Annotated in this window: 14 protein-coding genes; 5 read left to right on the top strand and 9 right to left on the bottom strand. The window is 60.1% G+C overall.

Annotated features, from left to right (window positions below; translation table 11 throughout):
- The 7 genes from ACSBPU_RS19865 to ACSBPU_RS19895 all read right to left on the bottom strand — a co-directional run bounded on the left by ACSBPU_RS19865 (window position 1) and on the right by ACSBPU_RS19895 (window position 7127).
- Window positions 1–1167 (bottom strand): acyl-CoA dehydrogenase family protein, encoded by a 1167-nt coding sequence (locus ACSBPU_RS19865; RefSeq protein WP_442593507.1) that lies wholly within the window; start codon window positions 1165–1167, stop codon window positions 1–3.
- A 72-nt stretch (window positions 1168–1239) separates the two neighbouring features.
- Window positions 1240–2028: an enoyl-CoA hydratase/isomerase family protein gene (locus ACSBPU_RS19870; RefSeq protein ID WP_442593508.1), complete on the bottom strand. Its 789-nt coding sequence runs from the start codon at window positions 2026–2028 to the stop codon at window positions 1240–1242.
- 8 nt (window positions 2029–2036) lie between these two features.
- Window positions 2037–2954 carry an alpha/beta fold hydrolase gene (locus ACSBPU_RS19875; RefSeq protein WP_442593510.1) on the bottom strand — a complete coding sequence of 306 codons (918 nt, stop codon included), beginning with the start codon at window positions 2952–2954 and terminating at the stop codon, window positions 2037–2039.
- 21 nt (window positions 2955–2975) lie between these two features.
- Window positions 2976–3959, bottom strand: a complete 984-nt coding sequence (locus ACSBPU_RS19880; RefSeq protein WP_442593512.1) for a Bug family tripartite tricarboxylate transporter substrate binding protein — start codon at window positions 3957–3959, stop codon at window positions 2976–2978.
- A gap of 70 nt (window positions 3960–4029) precedes the next feature.
- Complete coding sequence (locus ACSBPU_RS19885; RefSeq protein ID WP_442593514.1) at window positions 4030–5439, bottom strand: MmgE/PrpD family protein; 1410 nt, start codon at window positions 5437–5439, stop codon at window positions 4030–4032.
- Between the two features lie 39 nt (window positions 5440–5478).
- Window positions 5479–6618 carry an acyl-CoA dehydrogenase family protein gene (locus ACSBPU_RS19890; RefSeq protein WP_442593516.1) on the bottom strand — a complete coding sequence of 380 codons (1140 nt, stop codon included), beginning with the start codon at window positions 6616–6618 and terminating at the stop codon, window positions 5479–5481.
- A 53-nt stretch (window positions 6619–6671) separates the two neighbouring features.
- Window positions 6672–7127 carry a MaoC/PaaZ C-terminal domain-containing protein gene (locus ACSBPU_RS19895; protein ID WP_442593518.1) on the bottom strand — a complete coding sequence of 152 codons (456 nt, stop codon included), beginning with the start codon at window positions 7125–7127 and terminating at the stop codon, window positions 6672–6674.
- A 584-nt stretch (window positions 7128–7711) separates the two neighbouring features.
- On the opposite strand from ACSBPU_RS19895, the gene ACSBPU_RS19900 reads away from it, so the two are divergent.
- The 4 genes from ACSBPU_RS19900 to ACSBPU_RS19915 are packed head-to-tail and all read left to right on the top strand — an operon-like array spanning window position 7712 to window position 11100.
- Window positions 7712–8932: a CaiB/BaiF CoA transferase family protein gene (locus ACSBPU_RS19900; RefSeq protein WP_442593520.1), complete on the top strand. Its 1221-nt coding sequence runs from the start codon at window positions 7712–7714 to the stop codon at window positions 8930–8932.
- 42 nt (window positions 8933–8974) lie between these two features.
- Window positions 8975–9472, top strand: a complete 498-nt coding sequence (locus ACSBPU_RS19905) for an FAS1-like dehydratase domain-containing protein (protein WP_442593522.1) — start codon at window positions 8975–8977, stop codon at window positions 9470–9472.
- Window positions 9473–9490: 18 nt separating this feature from the next.
- On the top strand, window positions 9491–10297 hold the full coding sequence (locus ACSBPU_RS19910; RefSeq protein WP_442593523.1) for an enoyl-CoA hydratase/isomerase family protein: 807 nt from the start codon (window positions 9491–9493) through the stop codon (window positions 10295–10297).
- The gene (locus tag ACSBPU_RS19915) at window positions 10294–11100 is read left to right on the top strand and encodes an enoyl-CoA hydratase-related protein (protein ID WP_442593525.1); all 807 of its coding nucleotides are present in this window, start codon (window positions 10294–10296) and stop codon (window positions 11098–11100) included. The genes ACSBPU_RS19910 and ACSBPU_RS19915 overlap by 4 nt, the downstream gene beginning before the upstream one ends.
- A 62-nt stretch (window positions 11101–11162) precedes the next feature.
- Here ACSBPU_RS19915 and ACSBPU_RS19920 read toward each other — a convergent pair whose 3' ends face one another.
- Together ACSBPU_RS19920 and ACSBPU_RS19925 are read right to left on the bottom strand one after the other, a co-directional pair.
- On the bottom strand, window positions 11163–12305 hold the full coding sequence (locus ACSBPU_RS19920; protein WP_442593527.1) for a CaiB/BaiF CoA transferase family protein: 1143 nt from the start codon (window positions 12303–12305) through the stop codon (window positions 11163–11165).
- 22 nt (window positions 12306–12327) lie between these two features.
- Window positions 12328–13353 (bottom strand): Bug family tripartite tricarboxylate transporter substrate binding protein, encoded by a 1026-nt coding sequence (locus tag ACSBPU_RS19925; RefSeq protein WP_442593529.1) that lies wholly within the window; start codon window positions 13351–13353, stop codon window positions 12328–12330.
- 294 nt (window positions 13354–13647) lie between these two features.
- On the opposite strand from ACSBPU_RS19925, the gene ACSBPU_RS19930 reads away from it, so the two are divergent.
- Window positions 13648–15054 carry a GntP family permease gene (locus ACSBPU_RS19930; protein WP_442593531.1) on the top strand — a complete coding sequence of 469 codons (1407 nt, stop codon included), beginning with the start codon at window positions 13648–13650 and terminating at the stop codon, window positions 15052–15054.
- Window positions 15055–15083: the final 29 nt, after the last annotated feature.

The raw sequence follows: 15083 nt of genomic DNA on the forward strand, positions 1-15083 counted from the left end.
CTAGTACGATTTCGGCAGGCCCAGCACCTTCTCCGCGATATTGCACAGAATCAGATGCGGGCTGACCGGCGCTATGCGCATGATCATGGCTTCTCTCAGGTACCGCTCGACATGATATTCCTTGGCGTATCCGAATCCGCCATGCGTCAGGATCGCCGTCTCGGATGACTTGACGGCAGCCTCCGCCGCCAGATATTTGGCCGCGTTGGCCTGGGGGCCGCAAGGCAATCCAGCGTCATACAGGCTGGCGGCACGCTGCGTCATCAGCTCCGCGGCTTCGAGGTCCGCCCAGCACTGGGCGAGCGGATGCTGGATCCCCTGGTTTTGACCGATAGGCCTGCCGAACACGACCCGCTCACGCGCGTAGTCGGCCGCGCGTGCCAAGGCAAGCCGCCCGATGCCCACCGCCTCGGCCGCAACCAGGATCCGTTCGGGGTTCATGCCGTGCAAGATATAACGAAAGCCCTCGCCTTCCTCACCGATGCGGTCCTCGACCGGCACGGGCAATGCGTCGATGAAGAGCTCGTTGGAGTCTACCGCCTTGCGGCCCATTTTTTCGATTTCTCGCACCTCTACATGGCTCCGGTCCAGTCGCGTATAGAACAGGCTCAAGCCCTTGGTCGGAGATTGCACGTCCTCTATGGGAGTGGTCCGCGCAAGAAGCAGCATGTGGTCCGCCACCTGCGCGGTGGAAATCCATACTTTCCGGCCGGTAACCAGATAGTGGTCGCCGTTGCGGACTGCGCGCGTGGTCAGCTTGGTGGTGTTCAAGCCCGCATCGGGCTCCGTCACGGCGAAACAGGCCTTGGACTCTCCCCTGATCAGGGGCGGCAACGCACGGGCTTTCTGCTCTTCCGTGCCGAACACCACTACCGGGTTCAGGCCGAAAATATTCATGTGCACCGACGAGGCCGCCGACATGCCGCCGCCCGACTCCGCAATCGCCTGCATCATCAGCGCCGCATCCAGGATGCCCAGCCCGGCCCCGCCATAGGCCTCGGGCATTGCAATGCCCAGCCAGCCGGCATCGGCGACAGCACGATAGAACTCCTCGGGGAAGCCCCCATCGCGATCCTTGTCCAACCAGTACTGGTCGTCGAAGCGTCGGCACAAATCCAGTATGGCGGCCCGCAGTTGCTGCTGTTGAGAACTGAGTTGAAAGTCCATGTGTTTCCTGTTTCATGCCCATGCGCGGCGCTTGCCAGCAGGCGCCCGGCCGGGCGTGGTCCGATGGGAGAATCAGCCGGCGTTCTTCACCGGCCATGAGTAAAGAGACGGCCCCCCTGACCGCAGGCGCTTGACGGCGTCTTCGTGGTAGGCCGTCGAGTACGCTATGGCCTGGCCCGCCATCTCGGTATCGACCATGGCTCCCAGGTCCGATGACATAGACCGCAGCATGGCGGTCTTCATCAGGGCAAAAGCCGTTCGCGGCAAGTTCGTCATGGCCAATGCAATTTCCCGGGCACGCGCCTGCAGCGCCTCGGGCGCCGCCAGTTCGTTGACCATTCCGTATTCCAGCGCTTCGCTGCCACCGACAGCCCGGGTCGAATACAGCATGTCCTTGGCGCGTAGCCATCCCACCACTCGTGGCAAGGTAAACAAACCACATGCGTCCGGGATCAACCCCAGGCGGAGGAAGGACATGCAGAAACGCGCGCGCTCCGTAGCGACGACGAAATCGGCCGCCAGCGCCAGGCTGCACCCGGCGCCATAGGCGCATCCATCGACCGCCACCACGACGGGCTTCGTCGTTTCCAACAGGCTTCGAGCCCCCTTGCTCACGGGGGCAATGCGGTCACGACCCGCCTCGGCATCCAGCTCGCCGGGACGCATCTCGCCGATATCGCCCCCCGCGCAAAAATGTTCTCCCGCGCCCGACAGCAATACGACACGGACCTCGTCGTCCTTGCCGGCCCGCGCTATTGCCTCCCATAGCGCCGTCCGCATATCCAGGCTCAAGGCATTCCGCTTTGCCGGGCGGTTGAGCCTGATGTGGCCGACCCCTTGTGCCAGGGAATATTCAATCATGGAATCCGTCATGCGTCGTTCCCGGAGCCATTATCTTCAAGAGACCAATTGGCCAACTGGGTACGCAGGGCAGCGACCAGGGCCAAAGGCTCGTCGAGCATGACGTGATGACGGCAGTTGGCCAGCTCTATGACGGGCATAAGCTTGCCAAAGCGGCTGCGCATGTAGGCCCGAGTCTCGCCATCGACCCGCTCGCTATGCTCGCCGACGAACAACGCAACATTGCAACGCATATCGAGCAGCGCCTGGGTGAACTCCGTGGGCCGCGGATACCCGACGGCGGCCGGATCGAATTTCCATCGCCACCCGCCGGTCGTTTCGACGATGGAATGAAAGGCGATATGGTTCAGATAGAACTGGCACCCGACCCGCTGCTGGGGGACCAGGCGAAACCGTCGCAAGGCCTCGGCCCGGTCCGCATAGATATCGCCCGGCGTCTTGACCTGGACCGAATACGGAGGGCTATGCTTTCCAGGCGGCTCGATCGGGGAATCAATGACGATGATGCCGGCAAGGCGGTCGCCGTGCGCGGCGCCGGCCATGATGCTGACGAAGCCTCCCATGCTGTGCCCGACGATGAATGCCGGGCGTCCCGGCGCAGCGGAACCCAGCACCGCCATGACTTGTTCAGCATAGCGTTCCCGCTCGTAGCGGCCGCAATGGCTGCTGTCGCCCATGCCGCCCAGGTCGATGGCCAGCACGTAGTACTGGTCGGCTAACAGAGGCGCGATGAAGCGCCACCATTCGGCATGAGCGGCATTTCCATGCACCAGCATCAAGGGCGGCAGGCCGGGGTCGCCCCAACTCAGGTAATGAACACGGCAGCCGTCGACCTCGACATACCGGGACTCATTGGGCATCTCGAGAGCCGCCTGGGCCCATTCCGGAATCGATTGCGGCGTCATATTGCCGTGTTCTTCTGCCACTTCTGCCTCCGCGCGTATCGTTTAGGTGGGCTGAATACCGGCCGCCTTGACCAAACGCGCCCACCGATCGATCTCGATCGCCTGGAATTTCGCGAGATCTTCCGGCGAGCCGGCAACCGGAGTCCAGCCCTGGGAACCAAACTGCTTTTCCGCCTCGTCCGACTTCATGGCGCGAACGATGATCTCATTGAGGCGGCTTATGATCTCCGGAGGCGTGCCATTAAGGCCGAAAGCAGCGATCCACCCCGTCACTTCATACCCTTTCACTCCCTGCTCTGCAATCGTCGGGATGTCGGCGTACTTCGCGATACGTTTGCCCGTGGACACGCCAAGCGCTTTCAGCTTGCCGCTTTCCACCAAGGGCATGACGGCGGGGGCGTCGCCGAACACCATATCGATCTGACCACCGATCAGGTCGGTGAGCGCGACAGGAAGAGTCTTGTATGGCACGTGCAGGATGTCGACGCCCGCGAGTTCGCGCATGACCTCACCGCCTGCGCGCGAAGAGGAGTTGCCGGCACCGAACGTCATGCCGCCCGGATTCTTCTTCATCATGGCAACGAGTTCCTGGACGTTCTTTGCGGGGTGATCCGCCCTTACCACCAGAACGACGCCGCCGATGATCAGATTGCTGATCGGCGTGAAATCCTTGACCGGATCGTACGGCAGTTGCTTGAACAAGCTGACGTTGGCCGCATGCGTGGTATTCGTTCCAAGCACGAACGTATAGCCGTCGGCGGGCTGCCGTGCCGCGAACTGCATGCCGATAGAACCGCTGGCCCCTGCTTTATTGTCGATGACCACCGGCTGTTTGAGTTCGGTGGACAAGTAGGGACTCAGGAACCGCGCAACCAGGTCGGTAGTGCTACCCGCGCCAAAAGGCACAACGATGGTTATGGGTTTGTTGGGATAGCCGCCTGATTGTGCATTGGCCTGTGTACCAAGCAACGTGGAGCCGAGCAGCGCTGCGCTGGCGGCTAGAAAACTTCTGCGGTTCGTATTCATGTTATGTGTCTCCTTCGAGATATCGTCATATGACTGTGTAGTTACTGCGCCTTGATTCTTCAGCATGGCGTCACCTTCCCGCCATGATGGCCGCGAGCGTGCGAGCATCGGTGGCGTCGTTCCAGATCTTTCTTCTGCATGCGTCCACATCGACCTTCGAGTCGATCTCCATAAGCAGATTCCGGGCTTTTTCGGCGATCTGGTCGGTCGTCATGGGTTTGGCGGGCGTACCAAAACTGTCTTTCACCAATGAAGTTTTGATCGAGCCGTCGGCGAACGTGATAGTGACCGCTGTGGGGAATTGCTTCGGATACATGGCTTCCAGCTCGGCGTCGTACTCGAAATGCACGAGATCGGCGATTTCGAGTATGCGCGGATCGTCGAGATGCGCTTCACTGTATGCGTCGTAGCGTGAGGGGCCGTAGGCCAGCGACGCACCGATCAGATAGGGGCAGCTGTACTGGGCCGCCATGACGGAGCGGGGCCGGCGCATCATGTGCTGATCCTCGATCAACTGCGGGCCGCGCACAACGATGCGGCGAATCTGCTCCACCGATGTGCTGTACTTTTCGGTTACCTCGCCCAGGGCGTCGATGGTTGAATGGAAGATCCGGCAGCAGGAATAAGGCTTGAGACTGATGCAGTGTATTTGCAAGGGATCCTGCGCCGCGCGCGCCACCGCCGCCGCATGGACTTCACCGCCGAACATCTTGGCAAGGCCGTAGCGTCCATCCAGCGAGCGCCGCGGCGTGCCGATTCCGGACTCCATGGCCAATTCGGCGGCGATCACGCCGTTACGCGCGGCGTACCCGGCATGCAGCCGCTTCACGGCGCCGCCGGTGGGATCCACGGAGAACTGCATGGTTCCGCTGGTCTGGGACAGCGCGTGACCCCATGCGGTGATGAGCCGGTCAGCGTCGATTGGCTGGCCTTCTCCATGGAGCAACACCACGCAAGCCGTCGCGGCGCCGAACGAGCCGAAGATCGGCGTGGGATGAAAGCCGCCTTCGATCACGTGTAGCCCATGCGCCATTATGCCGACGCGCGCCATGGCTTCGTATCCGGCTGCGATGGCGACGAACAGGTGGCGCTGAGAGGCTCCCGTTTCAGCCGCGACTGCAAGCGCTGCGGGAAGCACGGTACATGCGGGGTGGCTCATTGTTTCATCGTGCGTGTCATCGAGCTCGTAGCCGTGCGCCGCGGTGCCGTGAACCAGCGCAGCGACCGACGCGGCCGCCGATGCCTCGGTTCCGATGACTGGAGCGGTGCCCGTGCCGAAAAAACGCTGGGACCATTTCGCGATATCGCGGGCCCATGGCAGGGCGGCCCCGCGCAGCGTCACGCCAAGCGAGTCCAGCATGAGCCGCCTGACTTGCTCGATGTCCGGGTCGGCCAGCCCCCGGTTTACGATTTCAACGATCTGATCCGCGAGATTCGCGGTCAGATCACTTTCGGGAACGGACGAAGGCAAAGTTGTCATGAGACCTCCTGTGGCTGTGCGTTATGCGGAGAGGGCGGTTTAAAGACGCAGGGATTTGGCGATGATCGTCCGCTGTATCTGCGAGGTGCCCCCGCCTATGGTGGACTGCATTCCTTCGCGGAAGTAGCGCTCCATGTCGGCTTCGGGCAGCATGCTGTGGCCGCCAAGGATTTGCATGCCGTTACGCGTCACGGTCTGCAGCGTTTCGGACGCGAACAACTTGGCCATGCTGACTTCGCGGCTGCATGCCTCTCCGCGCGTGGCCATATCGGCTGCCCGATACACCAGGAGCCGCGCCGCATCGACGCTAGTTTGCATATCGGCGAGCATGTGGCGCAGCACCTGAAATTCGAAAATCGACTTATCGAACTGGATGCGCTCATGGGCGTAGCGCAGAGCATCGGTTACGGCTTGCTGCGCATTGCCGACGTAGGCGGCCGCAACGGCGATACGCTCGAGTTCGAGGTGATCCGTGATGATGCTCCAGCCCATGCCTGGCGTACCAAGCATATTGCCGGCCGGCACCTTGGCGCCGTCGAGAAAGATTTCCGTCGTGCCGGTCGCCCGCCTGGCCATGGTCGGCAGCTTGCGGATGTCGACGCCCGGTGTGTCGTTGGGCACCAGCAGCACGCTCAGTCCGCGATGCTTGGTTGCCTCTTTGTCGGTCCTGACCAGCATCGCGATGACGGCGTCTTTCGCCGCGGCGCCGGAGCACCAGAGTTTTTGCCCGCGTATCGTCCAATGGTCGCCATCGGCCTCGGCCCGCGTCTTGGTGTTCGCTGCGTCCGACCCCGCAGAGGGCTCGGAGATGGAAATGGAGAAGCGGACTTCCCCCTTCATGAACGGCACCAGGTATTTTTCACGCTGTTCGGGCGTGCCGTACTTGACGATGTTCATGGCGGTAAAGGTGGAAACCATGAATGCGGTCGCGAAATCGAAGCCATAGCGGGCCAGTCCTTCGCACATGAGCGCGTAATCGAAAATAGTGCCGCCGTCGCCGCCCTGCTCTTCTGGAATAAGCAAGCGCAGCCATCCCATGCGGGCAATCTTTTCGTAGGCCTCGTAAGGATACTGGCGGTCGATATCGCACTGGCGCACGTACTCGCGCGTTACTTCCTTCTCCATCACCCGCGCAACGGTCTCATGCCAAAGCGTTTGTTCTTCTGTCAAGAAATTCATAAAGGCTCCGTGAATCAAAATTTCCTTGCTTCGCCCACAGAAGGCGACGACGTCTATTCCTGCGGGGATACGATCAGGCGCTCGCGGCGAAGCAACAGACTGAATTCACAGCTCATTACCCGTTCATGCCGCTGATTTACCGCCGTCAACAATGCCGTGGCGACCCCGCGCGTCTCCCCCTTGTCACGAAGCGCGATCACTTCGCTTTCGGCATACAGGGTGTCGCCGATGAAGGTCGGCTTCAGGAATCGCAACTTATCGACGCCGTAGAAGGCCTCTACCACTTCGGAATCGAAGCCGAGCAAGGCGTTGCTGATGACGAAGACCAAGCCGCCCTGCACGACTCGCTGCCCGTACATCGATTTGGAGCTGAATTCCGCATTGGCGTGGATTTCCAGCCAATTGCCGGTCAGCATGCAAAAGTTGACAACGTCTGTTTCAGTGATCGTGCGCCCCCGGGACCGGGCGCGCTGCCCGATCACGAGTTCACCGTACGGCAGATTCATCATGGCGAATTCTCATGTTGGAAGGGTCCCCGCCCACCGCGTGGACAAGCAAGTCATATAAAGTGGGATGGTAAGGAATGAATTTCGATATGTCAACATTAATTTCATTATGACTACCCATCACTATACCGGCCGGTATCGCCTGCAAATGCAATAGATGATAAGATCAATGCTGATGAATCTCTATAGTTCCATTTAACCTTTTTTGATTTCATTTTGTTTTGGCAGTTTGGGCGCTTGACCCCTACAGACGCACCTGTTCGGCGAATACCAGCAGATGGATAGCCGTCGCCTGGACTGGCCGATTACCCAGGGACGAGGTTTTCATTTGCAAGTAAAAGTCTTCCTGTAAAACGAAACTAATAATAAAAAAACAAAATTCAGGCAATTTTTGGTGAATGATCAAGAGCCGGCCCCTATTCCTTCACAAGCTAGAATTGGAGCTGTATTTGATAGCACAAGACGAGCGACATGACCGAAAACCTAGACCTTAGAAACGTACACTTAATAATGGAATTTAAATTGACATAACAGAATATTCGATATATCGTCTTTTCTTGTCGATCACACTCCTTTTACGCAACGCCATGGCAAAAACGCTGTCCAACATACGGGTTCTGGATTTATCACGCATTCTCGCGGGTCCCTGGGCGACTCAAAACCTCGCCGACCTGGGCGCGGAGGTCATCAAGGTCGAACGGCCCGGCAGCGGAGACGATACCCGTCACATGGGCCCGCCATTCCTGCATGCCGCCGAAACGGACGAACCGGGCGATGCGGCTTATTTCATGTGCTGCAACCGCGGCAAGCAGTCCGTCACCATCGACTTCAGCAAACCAGAAGGCCAGGCGCTCGTACGCGCCCTTGTGGCCGACGCCGACGTGCTGGTCGAAAACTACAAGGTCGGGGCGTTGAAGAAATATGGCCTGGACTACGATTCTTTGCGCGAGCTCAATCCCGGGCTGGTGTACTGCTCCGTCACCGGCTTCGGACAGACAGGGCCGTACAAAGACCGGGCAGGCTATGACTTCCTGATTCAGGGGATGGCCGGCCTCATGAGCGTCACCGGCGAACGGGACGACCTGCCCGGCGGGGGCCCTCAACGCGTCGGCGTAGCTGTGGCAGACATCCTGACGGGCATGTACGCGACCGTGGCGATTCTGGCGGCACTGCGCCACCGCGATCAAGGCGGCGGCGGCCAGCATATCGACATCAGCCTCCTCGACTGCATGGTCGGCTCGCTGGTCAACCAAGGAATGAATTACCTCACCAGCGGCGTAGCGCCGGTCCGCATGGGCACCGGCCATCCCAACATCGCCCCCTATCAAGTTTACCCCGCGCTGGACGGCCACATCATCCTCACGGTCGGCAACGATACGCAGTTCCAACGCTTCTGCAATGCGGTTGGCGATCCCGATTTCGCTAGCGATCCCAGATTCAAGACAATCCGCGACCGGGTCGCCAATCGCGCTGCGATGAACGAACGGCTGGAGGCCATCACGCGCACCCGCAGCGTCGAGGACTGGGTGGCGCTTCTGGAACAGGCGCAGGTGCCTTGCGGGCCGATCAATACGATAGACCGTGTATTCAACGATCCGCACGTGGTTGAGCGCGGCATGCGCCTGGATCTTGCCCATCCCCTGTATGGGCAAGTCCCGCTCATCAACAACCCGATTCGCTTTTCCGAAACACCGCTGAAGCTGACCGAACCGCCGCCCGTGCTCGGGCAGCATACCCACCAGGTCCTGGCGCGCCTCGGATTGAGCGACGACGAACTTGAAAAACTTCAACAGGCCGGCATCGTCTGAGCACCCCGCACACAGCACACATCAACAGAAAGAGACATCGACATGAAACACCTGCCCATCAAAAAAGACAAGAATGGCCTGGACATCTACGGCATCGGCCTTTACTGGGACGACGTTGAAGTCGGCTATCGTTTCCGCACACTGGGACGCACCATAACAGAGGCCGACATCACCATGTTCGTGGGCGCAACCGGCATGGTCGAAGAAATGTTCACGAACGTGGAATACATTTCCGAGGTCTCGGTGATCGGTTCTCGCCCCGCCCCGGGCTCGCTCGTGTTCTGCATGGCGGAAGGCCTGCTGATGCAAAGCACTATGCAACGCACGGGCATGGCTTTCCTCGAGGCCGACCTAAAGATTCATCGCCCCACCACGGCCGGCGATACCATCCACGTGGAATGCGAAGTCGTTGAAGCGCGCGCGACCAGCAAAGCGGGCCGGGGCCTCATGCGCACCGCCAACAAGGTCATCAACCAGCGCGGTGAAATCGTAGCAAGCTACAACCCTCTGCGCATGGTCAAGAGCCGCCCGCAACAGTAAAGCCTCGCCGGATAAAAGATGTCAATCGGAGCAAAATCCATGGGCCAGACCGATGCGGTACTTTTCGATGTCGACGACGGCATTGCGACCATTACCATCAACCGCCCCAAACAACGCAATGCGCTTTCCATAGAAGTCGGCAACCGCCTGCTCGACCTCTGGGAACAGGTCGATTCAGACCGCAGCATACGAGTGGCGATCCTCACCTCTTCGGACTGCGGCACATTCTGCGCCGGCATGGACCTCAAGGAAGCATCCAGGGTCAAGTCCGAATCCAATGTGGACATCCTGGATCTGTTTCGCGACCCCTTCCATCAGCGCATGCGCGCCGTCGAGAAGCCGATCATCGCAGCCATGACCGGGCATTTCACGGCAGGCGGCATGGTGCTGGCGGCCAACTGCGACTTGCGCATCGGCGCCGCAGGCACGCTGGGCGGCATATCCGAAGCGAAGGTGGGCAGAGGCGCGCCCTGGGCCGTGCCCATGCTGTGGATGCTTCCCCAACCGTTCTTGATGGAGCTCATGATGTCCGCCGAGTTGCAGCCCATCGAACGCTTCCGCGAGCTTGGCTTCATCAACCATGTTGAAGCCACGCCCGACGCAGTGCGTGAACGGGCCCGAAAGCTCGCCAAAAGCATACGCGACAATGCCCCGCTAACCGTATGGGCGGCAAAGCAAAGCATAGGCGCCGCCATGGACCTGGGCTGCAAAGAAGGCTTCGAGGCGGCCAAGCGCATTCATGAACGCGTCTACGACAGCCAGGATGCGATCGAAGGCCCGCGCGCCTTTGCGGAGAAGCGCGCTCCCCGATGGAGCGGCACATGACGAAAGATGCGGGCGGCCTCATACAAACCGAAAGGCGTGGAGACACGATCATCCTTTGGCTGAACCGGCCGGAAGAACTGAATCGGCTGTCGACCGAAGGCCAATTCCTGGAGCTTGCCGACAAGATCCGGCAAGCCAATCTCGATCCTACCGCGCGCGCCTTGATCATCACAGGGAAAGGGAAAGCATTTTGCGCGGGCGGCGACTTGCACAAGATGGCGAACCGGGAAGGGTTCTCGGCGGGAACGCCCCAAGACATCCGCATGCGCTACAAGGAAACCATTCATCAGGTGCCTCTTGCGCTGAACGATGTCGATATCCCCACCATCGCGGCCGTCAATGGGCCGGCCTACGGGGCCGGATGCGATCTTGCCTGCATGTGCGACATCCGCATTGCGTCCCCCGACGCGACATTCTGCGTCAGCTTTGCGGAACTCGGCATCATATCCGGAGACGGCGGCTCATGGATTCTTCCACGTCTGGTCGGACGATCCACCGCAATGGCCATGACCTTCACCGCCAGCCCCATCGATGCCGTCGAAGCGCTGCGATGCGGCCTGGTAACGCAGGTTGCAGGCCCCGGACAATTGCTGGAAAGCGCGCTGTCGCTCGCGGAAAGAATTGCCAGCCACCCAAGGAACACCGTACGCATGGCCAAACGCCTGCTGCGCAGCGCGGAACACACCAGCCTTCCCGATCACCTGGACATGGCTGCCGCGCTGCAGGCCATCGCCCACACCTCGGAAGAACACATCGCAGCCGTCAACCGCTTGATCCAACGCCTTCAGAACAAATCGACCTGATGCGCCGGGCGGGGCCGCCGGGAGGGGGTCAGACCCCGTACGGGGTCTGACCCCACCTACACTCACCCCTCATGCTTGGGCAATTCGCTCGCCCATGACCGGATTCCGCCCGGAGTCCTGGAAAACCGCGTAGGAATGCCCGCGGCGCGCAAGCGCCCTTGCGTTGGATGATCGTATTCGAACAGTGTGCCGGTAGCCTGTATGTGGGGATCGTCCAGCAGCGCATCGAATGCCAACACCACGCTATGCGGGATATCGGCCCCGGCCAGCAAATCGAGCCACTCGGCCGTTGACTTGCCGCCAAGGATGCCGGCCACCACGGCGTAAAGCTCGTCGATATTCGCGTTCCGCGCCGCGGCGTCCACGTACTTTGACTCTTGCGCCAAGTCCCGCCGCCCGGCAACGATGAAGAAACGCATCCACTGCTCGGTGGTATATGGCATCAGGGCGATATGCCCGTCCTTCGTCGCATAAGGCTTCCGATGCCGGGACATGACCCGAGGGTATCCCGACGAGCCGTCGCCCGATACGAATGTCTTGCCCGCCAGATGCTCGACCGCAAGAAAGGAAACCATGGTCTCGAACATCGGAACCTCGATGGCCTGGCCAAGCCCGGAACGCTCTCTTTCGTACAAAGCCATCGGGATTGCATATGCCGCCGTCAGGCCCACGACTTTATCGACCAGGATCGTATTGACATACCGGGGACCTTGATCGTCGTTCGCTCCCTGGAAATGCGCCATGCCGCTCTTGGCTTGTATGATGTCGTCGAACGCGGGCAAGCCTGCATAGGGTCCCGATTCGGAATAGCCATATGCGCCACAATAGATGAGCCGAGGGTTGCCGGGTCGCAAGGACTCGTAATCCAGCCCGTACCGTCGCAACGATGCCGGCCGAACGTTGGACACAAATACGTCGGCGTCAGCGATAAGAGACTTAAGGCGGACCAGATCTTCCTCGCGCCTGATATCCAGAACCAGGAAGCTCTTGTTTCGATTCAGGTTGAGAAAGCAAGCGCTCATTCCCGCATGGCGCACCGGTTCCGTATAACGGAGGACATCACCGGCCGGCGACTCTATCTTGAAGACCTCTGCGCCCATATCGCCGAGAATCTGGGTGGCGTAAGGTCCCATGCCGACCGTAGTCATGTCCACCACCCGTATTCCCGCCAAGGGTCCGCATGCCGAAGCGCCCTGCGTTTCCATCGCTCTGCCTAAGGACTTGACACTACAGTTGCGCACCGGAGCTTTTGATGACCGGTCCCCACTTTTCTCGTTCCTTGCCGAGAAAGTCGGCGAACTCTGCCGGGCCTCGCCCCACGGGGATAAGCTTGGCGTCGTGAAACTTCTTCTGAATTTCGGGCGAAGTGACAATTTCGACGATGGCTTTGTTGAGTTTGTCGATAATCGCGGGCGGCGTGCCCGCGGGGGCCATCACACCGCCATAGATGTCGACTTCGTATCCCTTGACGCCGGCTTCCGATACGGTGGGAAGGTCCGGAAATGCGGGCGAACGATATTGGTTGGTCGTTGCCAGCGCCTTGATTCGTCCGGCGGCAATATGAGAGGCGACGGCAGTGGCCGAGCTGATGCTCATGTCTATGCGCCCGCCTGCCAGGTCTGTCGCGGCAGGGGCTTCCCCTTTGTATGGAATATGCAGGATGTCCACCCCCGCCATTTGCTTGAAGAGCTCCATGGCCAAATGCTGAGGCCCGCCGCTGCCGGAGGAGCCGAAGCTCAATTTGCCAGGATTCGCCTTCGCCATTTGCACCAGCTCGGCGACTGAATTGACCCCCAGGTCGGAACGCACGACCAGGAGATGATCATAAGTCACAACATGATTGACCGTCGCCAGATCGCGCTCGGGCTTGTAGGAAAGATTGGGATCCATCAGGGGGCGCAGTGTCACGTTGCCTGCGCCTCCGAACAGCAGGGTATACCCATCCGCGGGCTGGCTGGCCACATATGCGGCGCCAATGGCGCCCGCCACACCGGGCTTGTTCTCTACCACAACCTGCTGGCCCAGCCTGGCCGACATTTCGTTGGCAAGCACGCGCGCCGTGACGTCGGTGGCGCCGCCCGTGGCATAGGGCACGATGAGGCGTATGGGCTTGTCTGGATATGCAGCCGACGCGGCAGCAGCCTGGGACAGGCAGGACATGCCAAGCGCCGCAGCGGAAACTCCCGTTATTGCCCAGCGCGAACCGTTGTGGACCAAGCCTAGCGCTTTGCTAAGCAAGCTGCTGATCGTCATGTCTTCTCCTGTATGAATTATGTTGATACGGTGAAGAATAGACAAGACCAGTCCATTATGTCAATACTTATTTCAATTTGCATTTCAGATATCTTTGCCTAAAACCTGAATTGATTACTAGGAATATTGATAACTCAGTCAATCTATTTTGTAATTTCAGATTTTATTTCATTTTATTATAACTTTTTCGATTAAACCGACTCCTCAAGGGGGCAGACCCCGTACGGGGTCTGATCCCACCGCCTGATACACTGCCCGCTTCTTCCGCCCCACTTCCATAAGGAGTCTTCACGCATGGCCGGCACGTTGGCGATCGTTGTTTCCCTTATTCTGCTGATGTACCTGGCGTACCGTGGTGTCACGGTCTTGCTGCTGGCACCGCTCATGGCCGCGTTGGCGGTCCTGCTGTCGGGCGAAATCGGTGTCTTCCTGCCCATCTATACCGAAACCTTCATGAAGGCGCTGGGCGGTTATGTCATTCAGTTCCTGCCCATCTTCCTGCTGGGCGCCCTTTTTGGGCAGCTAATGGCGGACTCGGGTGCCGCCCATACGATCTCCCGCTGGATCGTCGACAAGCTTGGCGACAGGCACGCTATTGTCACCGTCGTGCTGGCTTGCGGCATCCTGACGTACGGAGGCGTGTCGCTCTTCGTCGTGGCATTTGCCATCTATCCGATCGCCAAGGATCTCTTCCGCAGCGCGGACATTCCGAAACGGCTGATTCCCGCAACGATCGCCCTCGGCTCGTTCACCTTCACCATGACCGCGCTGCCCGGCACACCAGCCATACAGAATGCAATTCCGATTCCCTACTATGGCACCAATGTCTTCGCCGCCCCCGGGCTGGGGCTGATTGCGGGCGCCATCATGTTTCTTGGGGGACTGTGGTGGCTGCGCGGCAGGGCTGCGCGCGCCCATGCCATCGGCGAAGGCTACGGCACGCACGAAGACGACAGCGACGCCTCCGCGGCCGACGCCGGCCACGAAGGAGCCTTGTCCCTCATGCCGCTGCCATTGGCACTGCTGCCGCTCGTATTGGTGATAGGTATCAATGCGCTTTTCACGTATGTCGTGTTTCCCGGCATGGACATGAGCCAGGTTCTCAGGCATTTCCCGGGACTGGAACCTTCAAAGATCACCGGGCTATGGGCGTTGATCATTGCCCTCGCAATCGCCTGCACCACCCTGATCCTGTCGCGCCTGGGGCATTGGACCGACTTGCGCGCCAGCGTCAACAAGGGCGTATTCGGCTTCATGCTGCCGCTCTTCAATACCGCGTCCGAGGTAGGATACGGCGCCGTCATCGCCAGCCTGGCGGGCTTCACCATCATCCGCGACGCCGTGCTGAACGTCACGCCCGGCAATCCTCTGATTTCCGAGGCCATCGCCATGAATGTGCTGGCCGGGATCACGGGCTCGTCCTCTGGCGGCCTGAGCATTGCGTTGCAGACGCTGGGCGCCGACTATCTGCGCATGGCGCAGGAGGCCGGCATCAGCCCGGAACTGATGCACCGCGTGGCCGTGCTGGCCGCAGGCGGATTCGACACCCTGCCCCACTGCGGGGCCATCATCACCTTGCTGGCGATCTGCAAGCTGACTCATCGCCAATCCTATTTGAATATCGCAGCCGTGACGATGGGCGCGCCCATGCTCGCCTTGGTCGTCGTCATCGCGCTGGGAACGATGTTCGGAAGCTTCTGAGGGATGGGGTCAGACCCCATGCGGGGTCT

This window comes from Parapusillimonas sp. JC17 (assembly GCF_052180245.1).
Taxonomy (GTDB): domain Bacteria; phylum Pseudomonadota; class Gammaproteobacteria; order Burkholderiales; family Burkholderiaceae_B; genus Parapusillimonas.

What these genes read in the sequence shown, in the direction of transcription:
- ACSBPU_RS19920 (WP_442593527.1), bottom strand. Translation starts at nt 12,305, where the DNA reads ATGGAAACGCAGGGCGCTTCGGCATGCGGACCCTTGGCGGGAATACGG.
- ACSBPU_RS19895 (WP_442593518.1), bottom strand. Translation starts at nt 7,127, where the DNA reads ATGATGAATCTGCCGTACGGTGAACTCGTGATCGGGCAGCGCGCCCGG.
- ACSBPU_RS19900 (WP_442593520.1), top strand. Translation starts at nt 7,712, where the DNA reads ATGGCAAAAACGCTGTCCAACATACGGGTTCTGGATTTATCACGCATT.
- ACSBPU_RS19905 (WP_442593522.1), top strand. Translation starts at nt 8,975, where the DNA reads ATGAAACACCTGCCCATCAAAAAAGACAAGAATGGCCTGGACATCTAC.
- ACSBPU_RS19870 (WP_442593508.1), bottom strand. Translation starts at nt 2,028, where the DNA reads ATGATTGAATATTCCCTGGCACAAGGGGTCGGCCACATCAGGCTCAAC.
- ACSBPU_RS19865 (WP_442593507.1), bottom strand. Translation starts at nt 1,167, where the DNA reads ATGGACTTTCAACTCAGTTCTCAACAGCAGCAACTGCGGGCCGCCATA.
- ACSBPU_RS19885 (WP_442593514.1), bottom strand. Translation starts at nt 5,439, where the DNA reads ATGACAACTTTGCCTTCGTCCGTTCCCGAAAGTGATCTGACCGCGAAT.
- ACSBPU_RS19890 (WP_442593516.1), bottom strand. Translation starts at nt 6,618, where the DNA reads ATGAATTTCTTGACAGAAGAACAAACGCTTTGGCATGAGACCGTTGCG.
- ACSBPU_RS19910 (WP_442593523.1), top strand. Translation starts at nt 9,491, where the DNA reads ATGTCAATCGGAGCAAAATCCATGGGCCAGACCGATGCGGTACTTTTC.
- ACSBPU_RS19930 (WP_442593531.1), top strand. Translation starts at nt 13,648, where the DNA reads ATGGCCGGCACGTTGGCGATCGTTGTTTCCCTTATTCTGCTGATGTAC.
- ACSBPU_RS19915 (WP_442593525.1), top strand. Translation starts at nt 10,294, where the DNA reads ATGACGAAAGATGCGGGCGGCCTCATACAAACCGAAAGGCGTGGAGAC.
- ACSBPU_RS19880 (WP_442593512.1), bottom strand. Translation starts at nt 3,959, where the DNA reads ATGAATACGAACCGCAGAAGTTTTCTAGCCGCCAGCGCAGCGCTGCTC.
- ACSBPU_RS19925 (WP_442593529.1), bottom strand. Translation starts at nt 13,353, where the DNA reads ATGACGATCAGCAGCTTGCTTAGCAAAGCGCTAGGCTTGGTCCACAAC.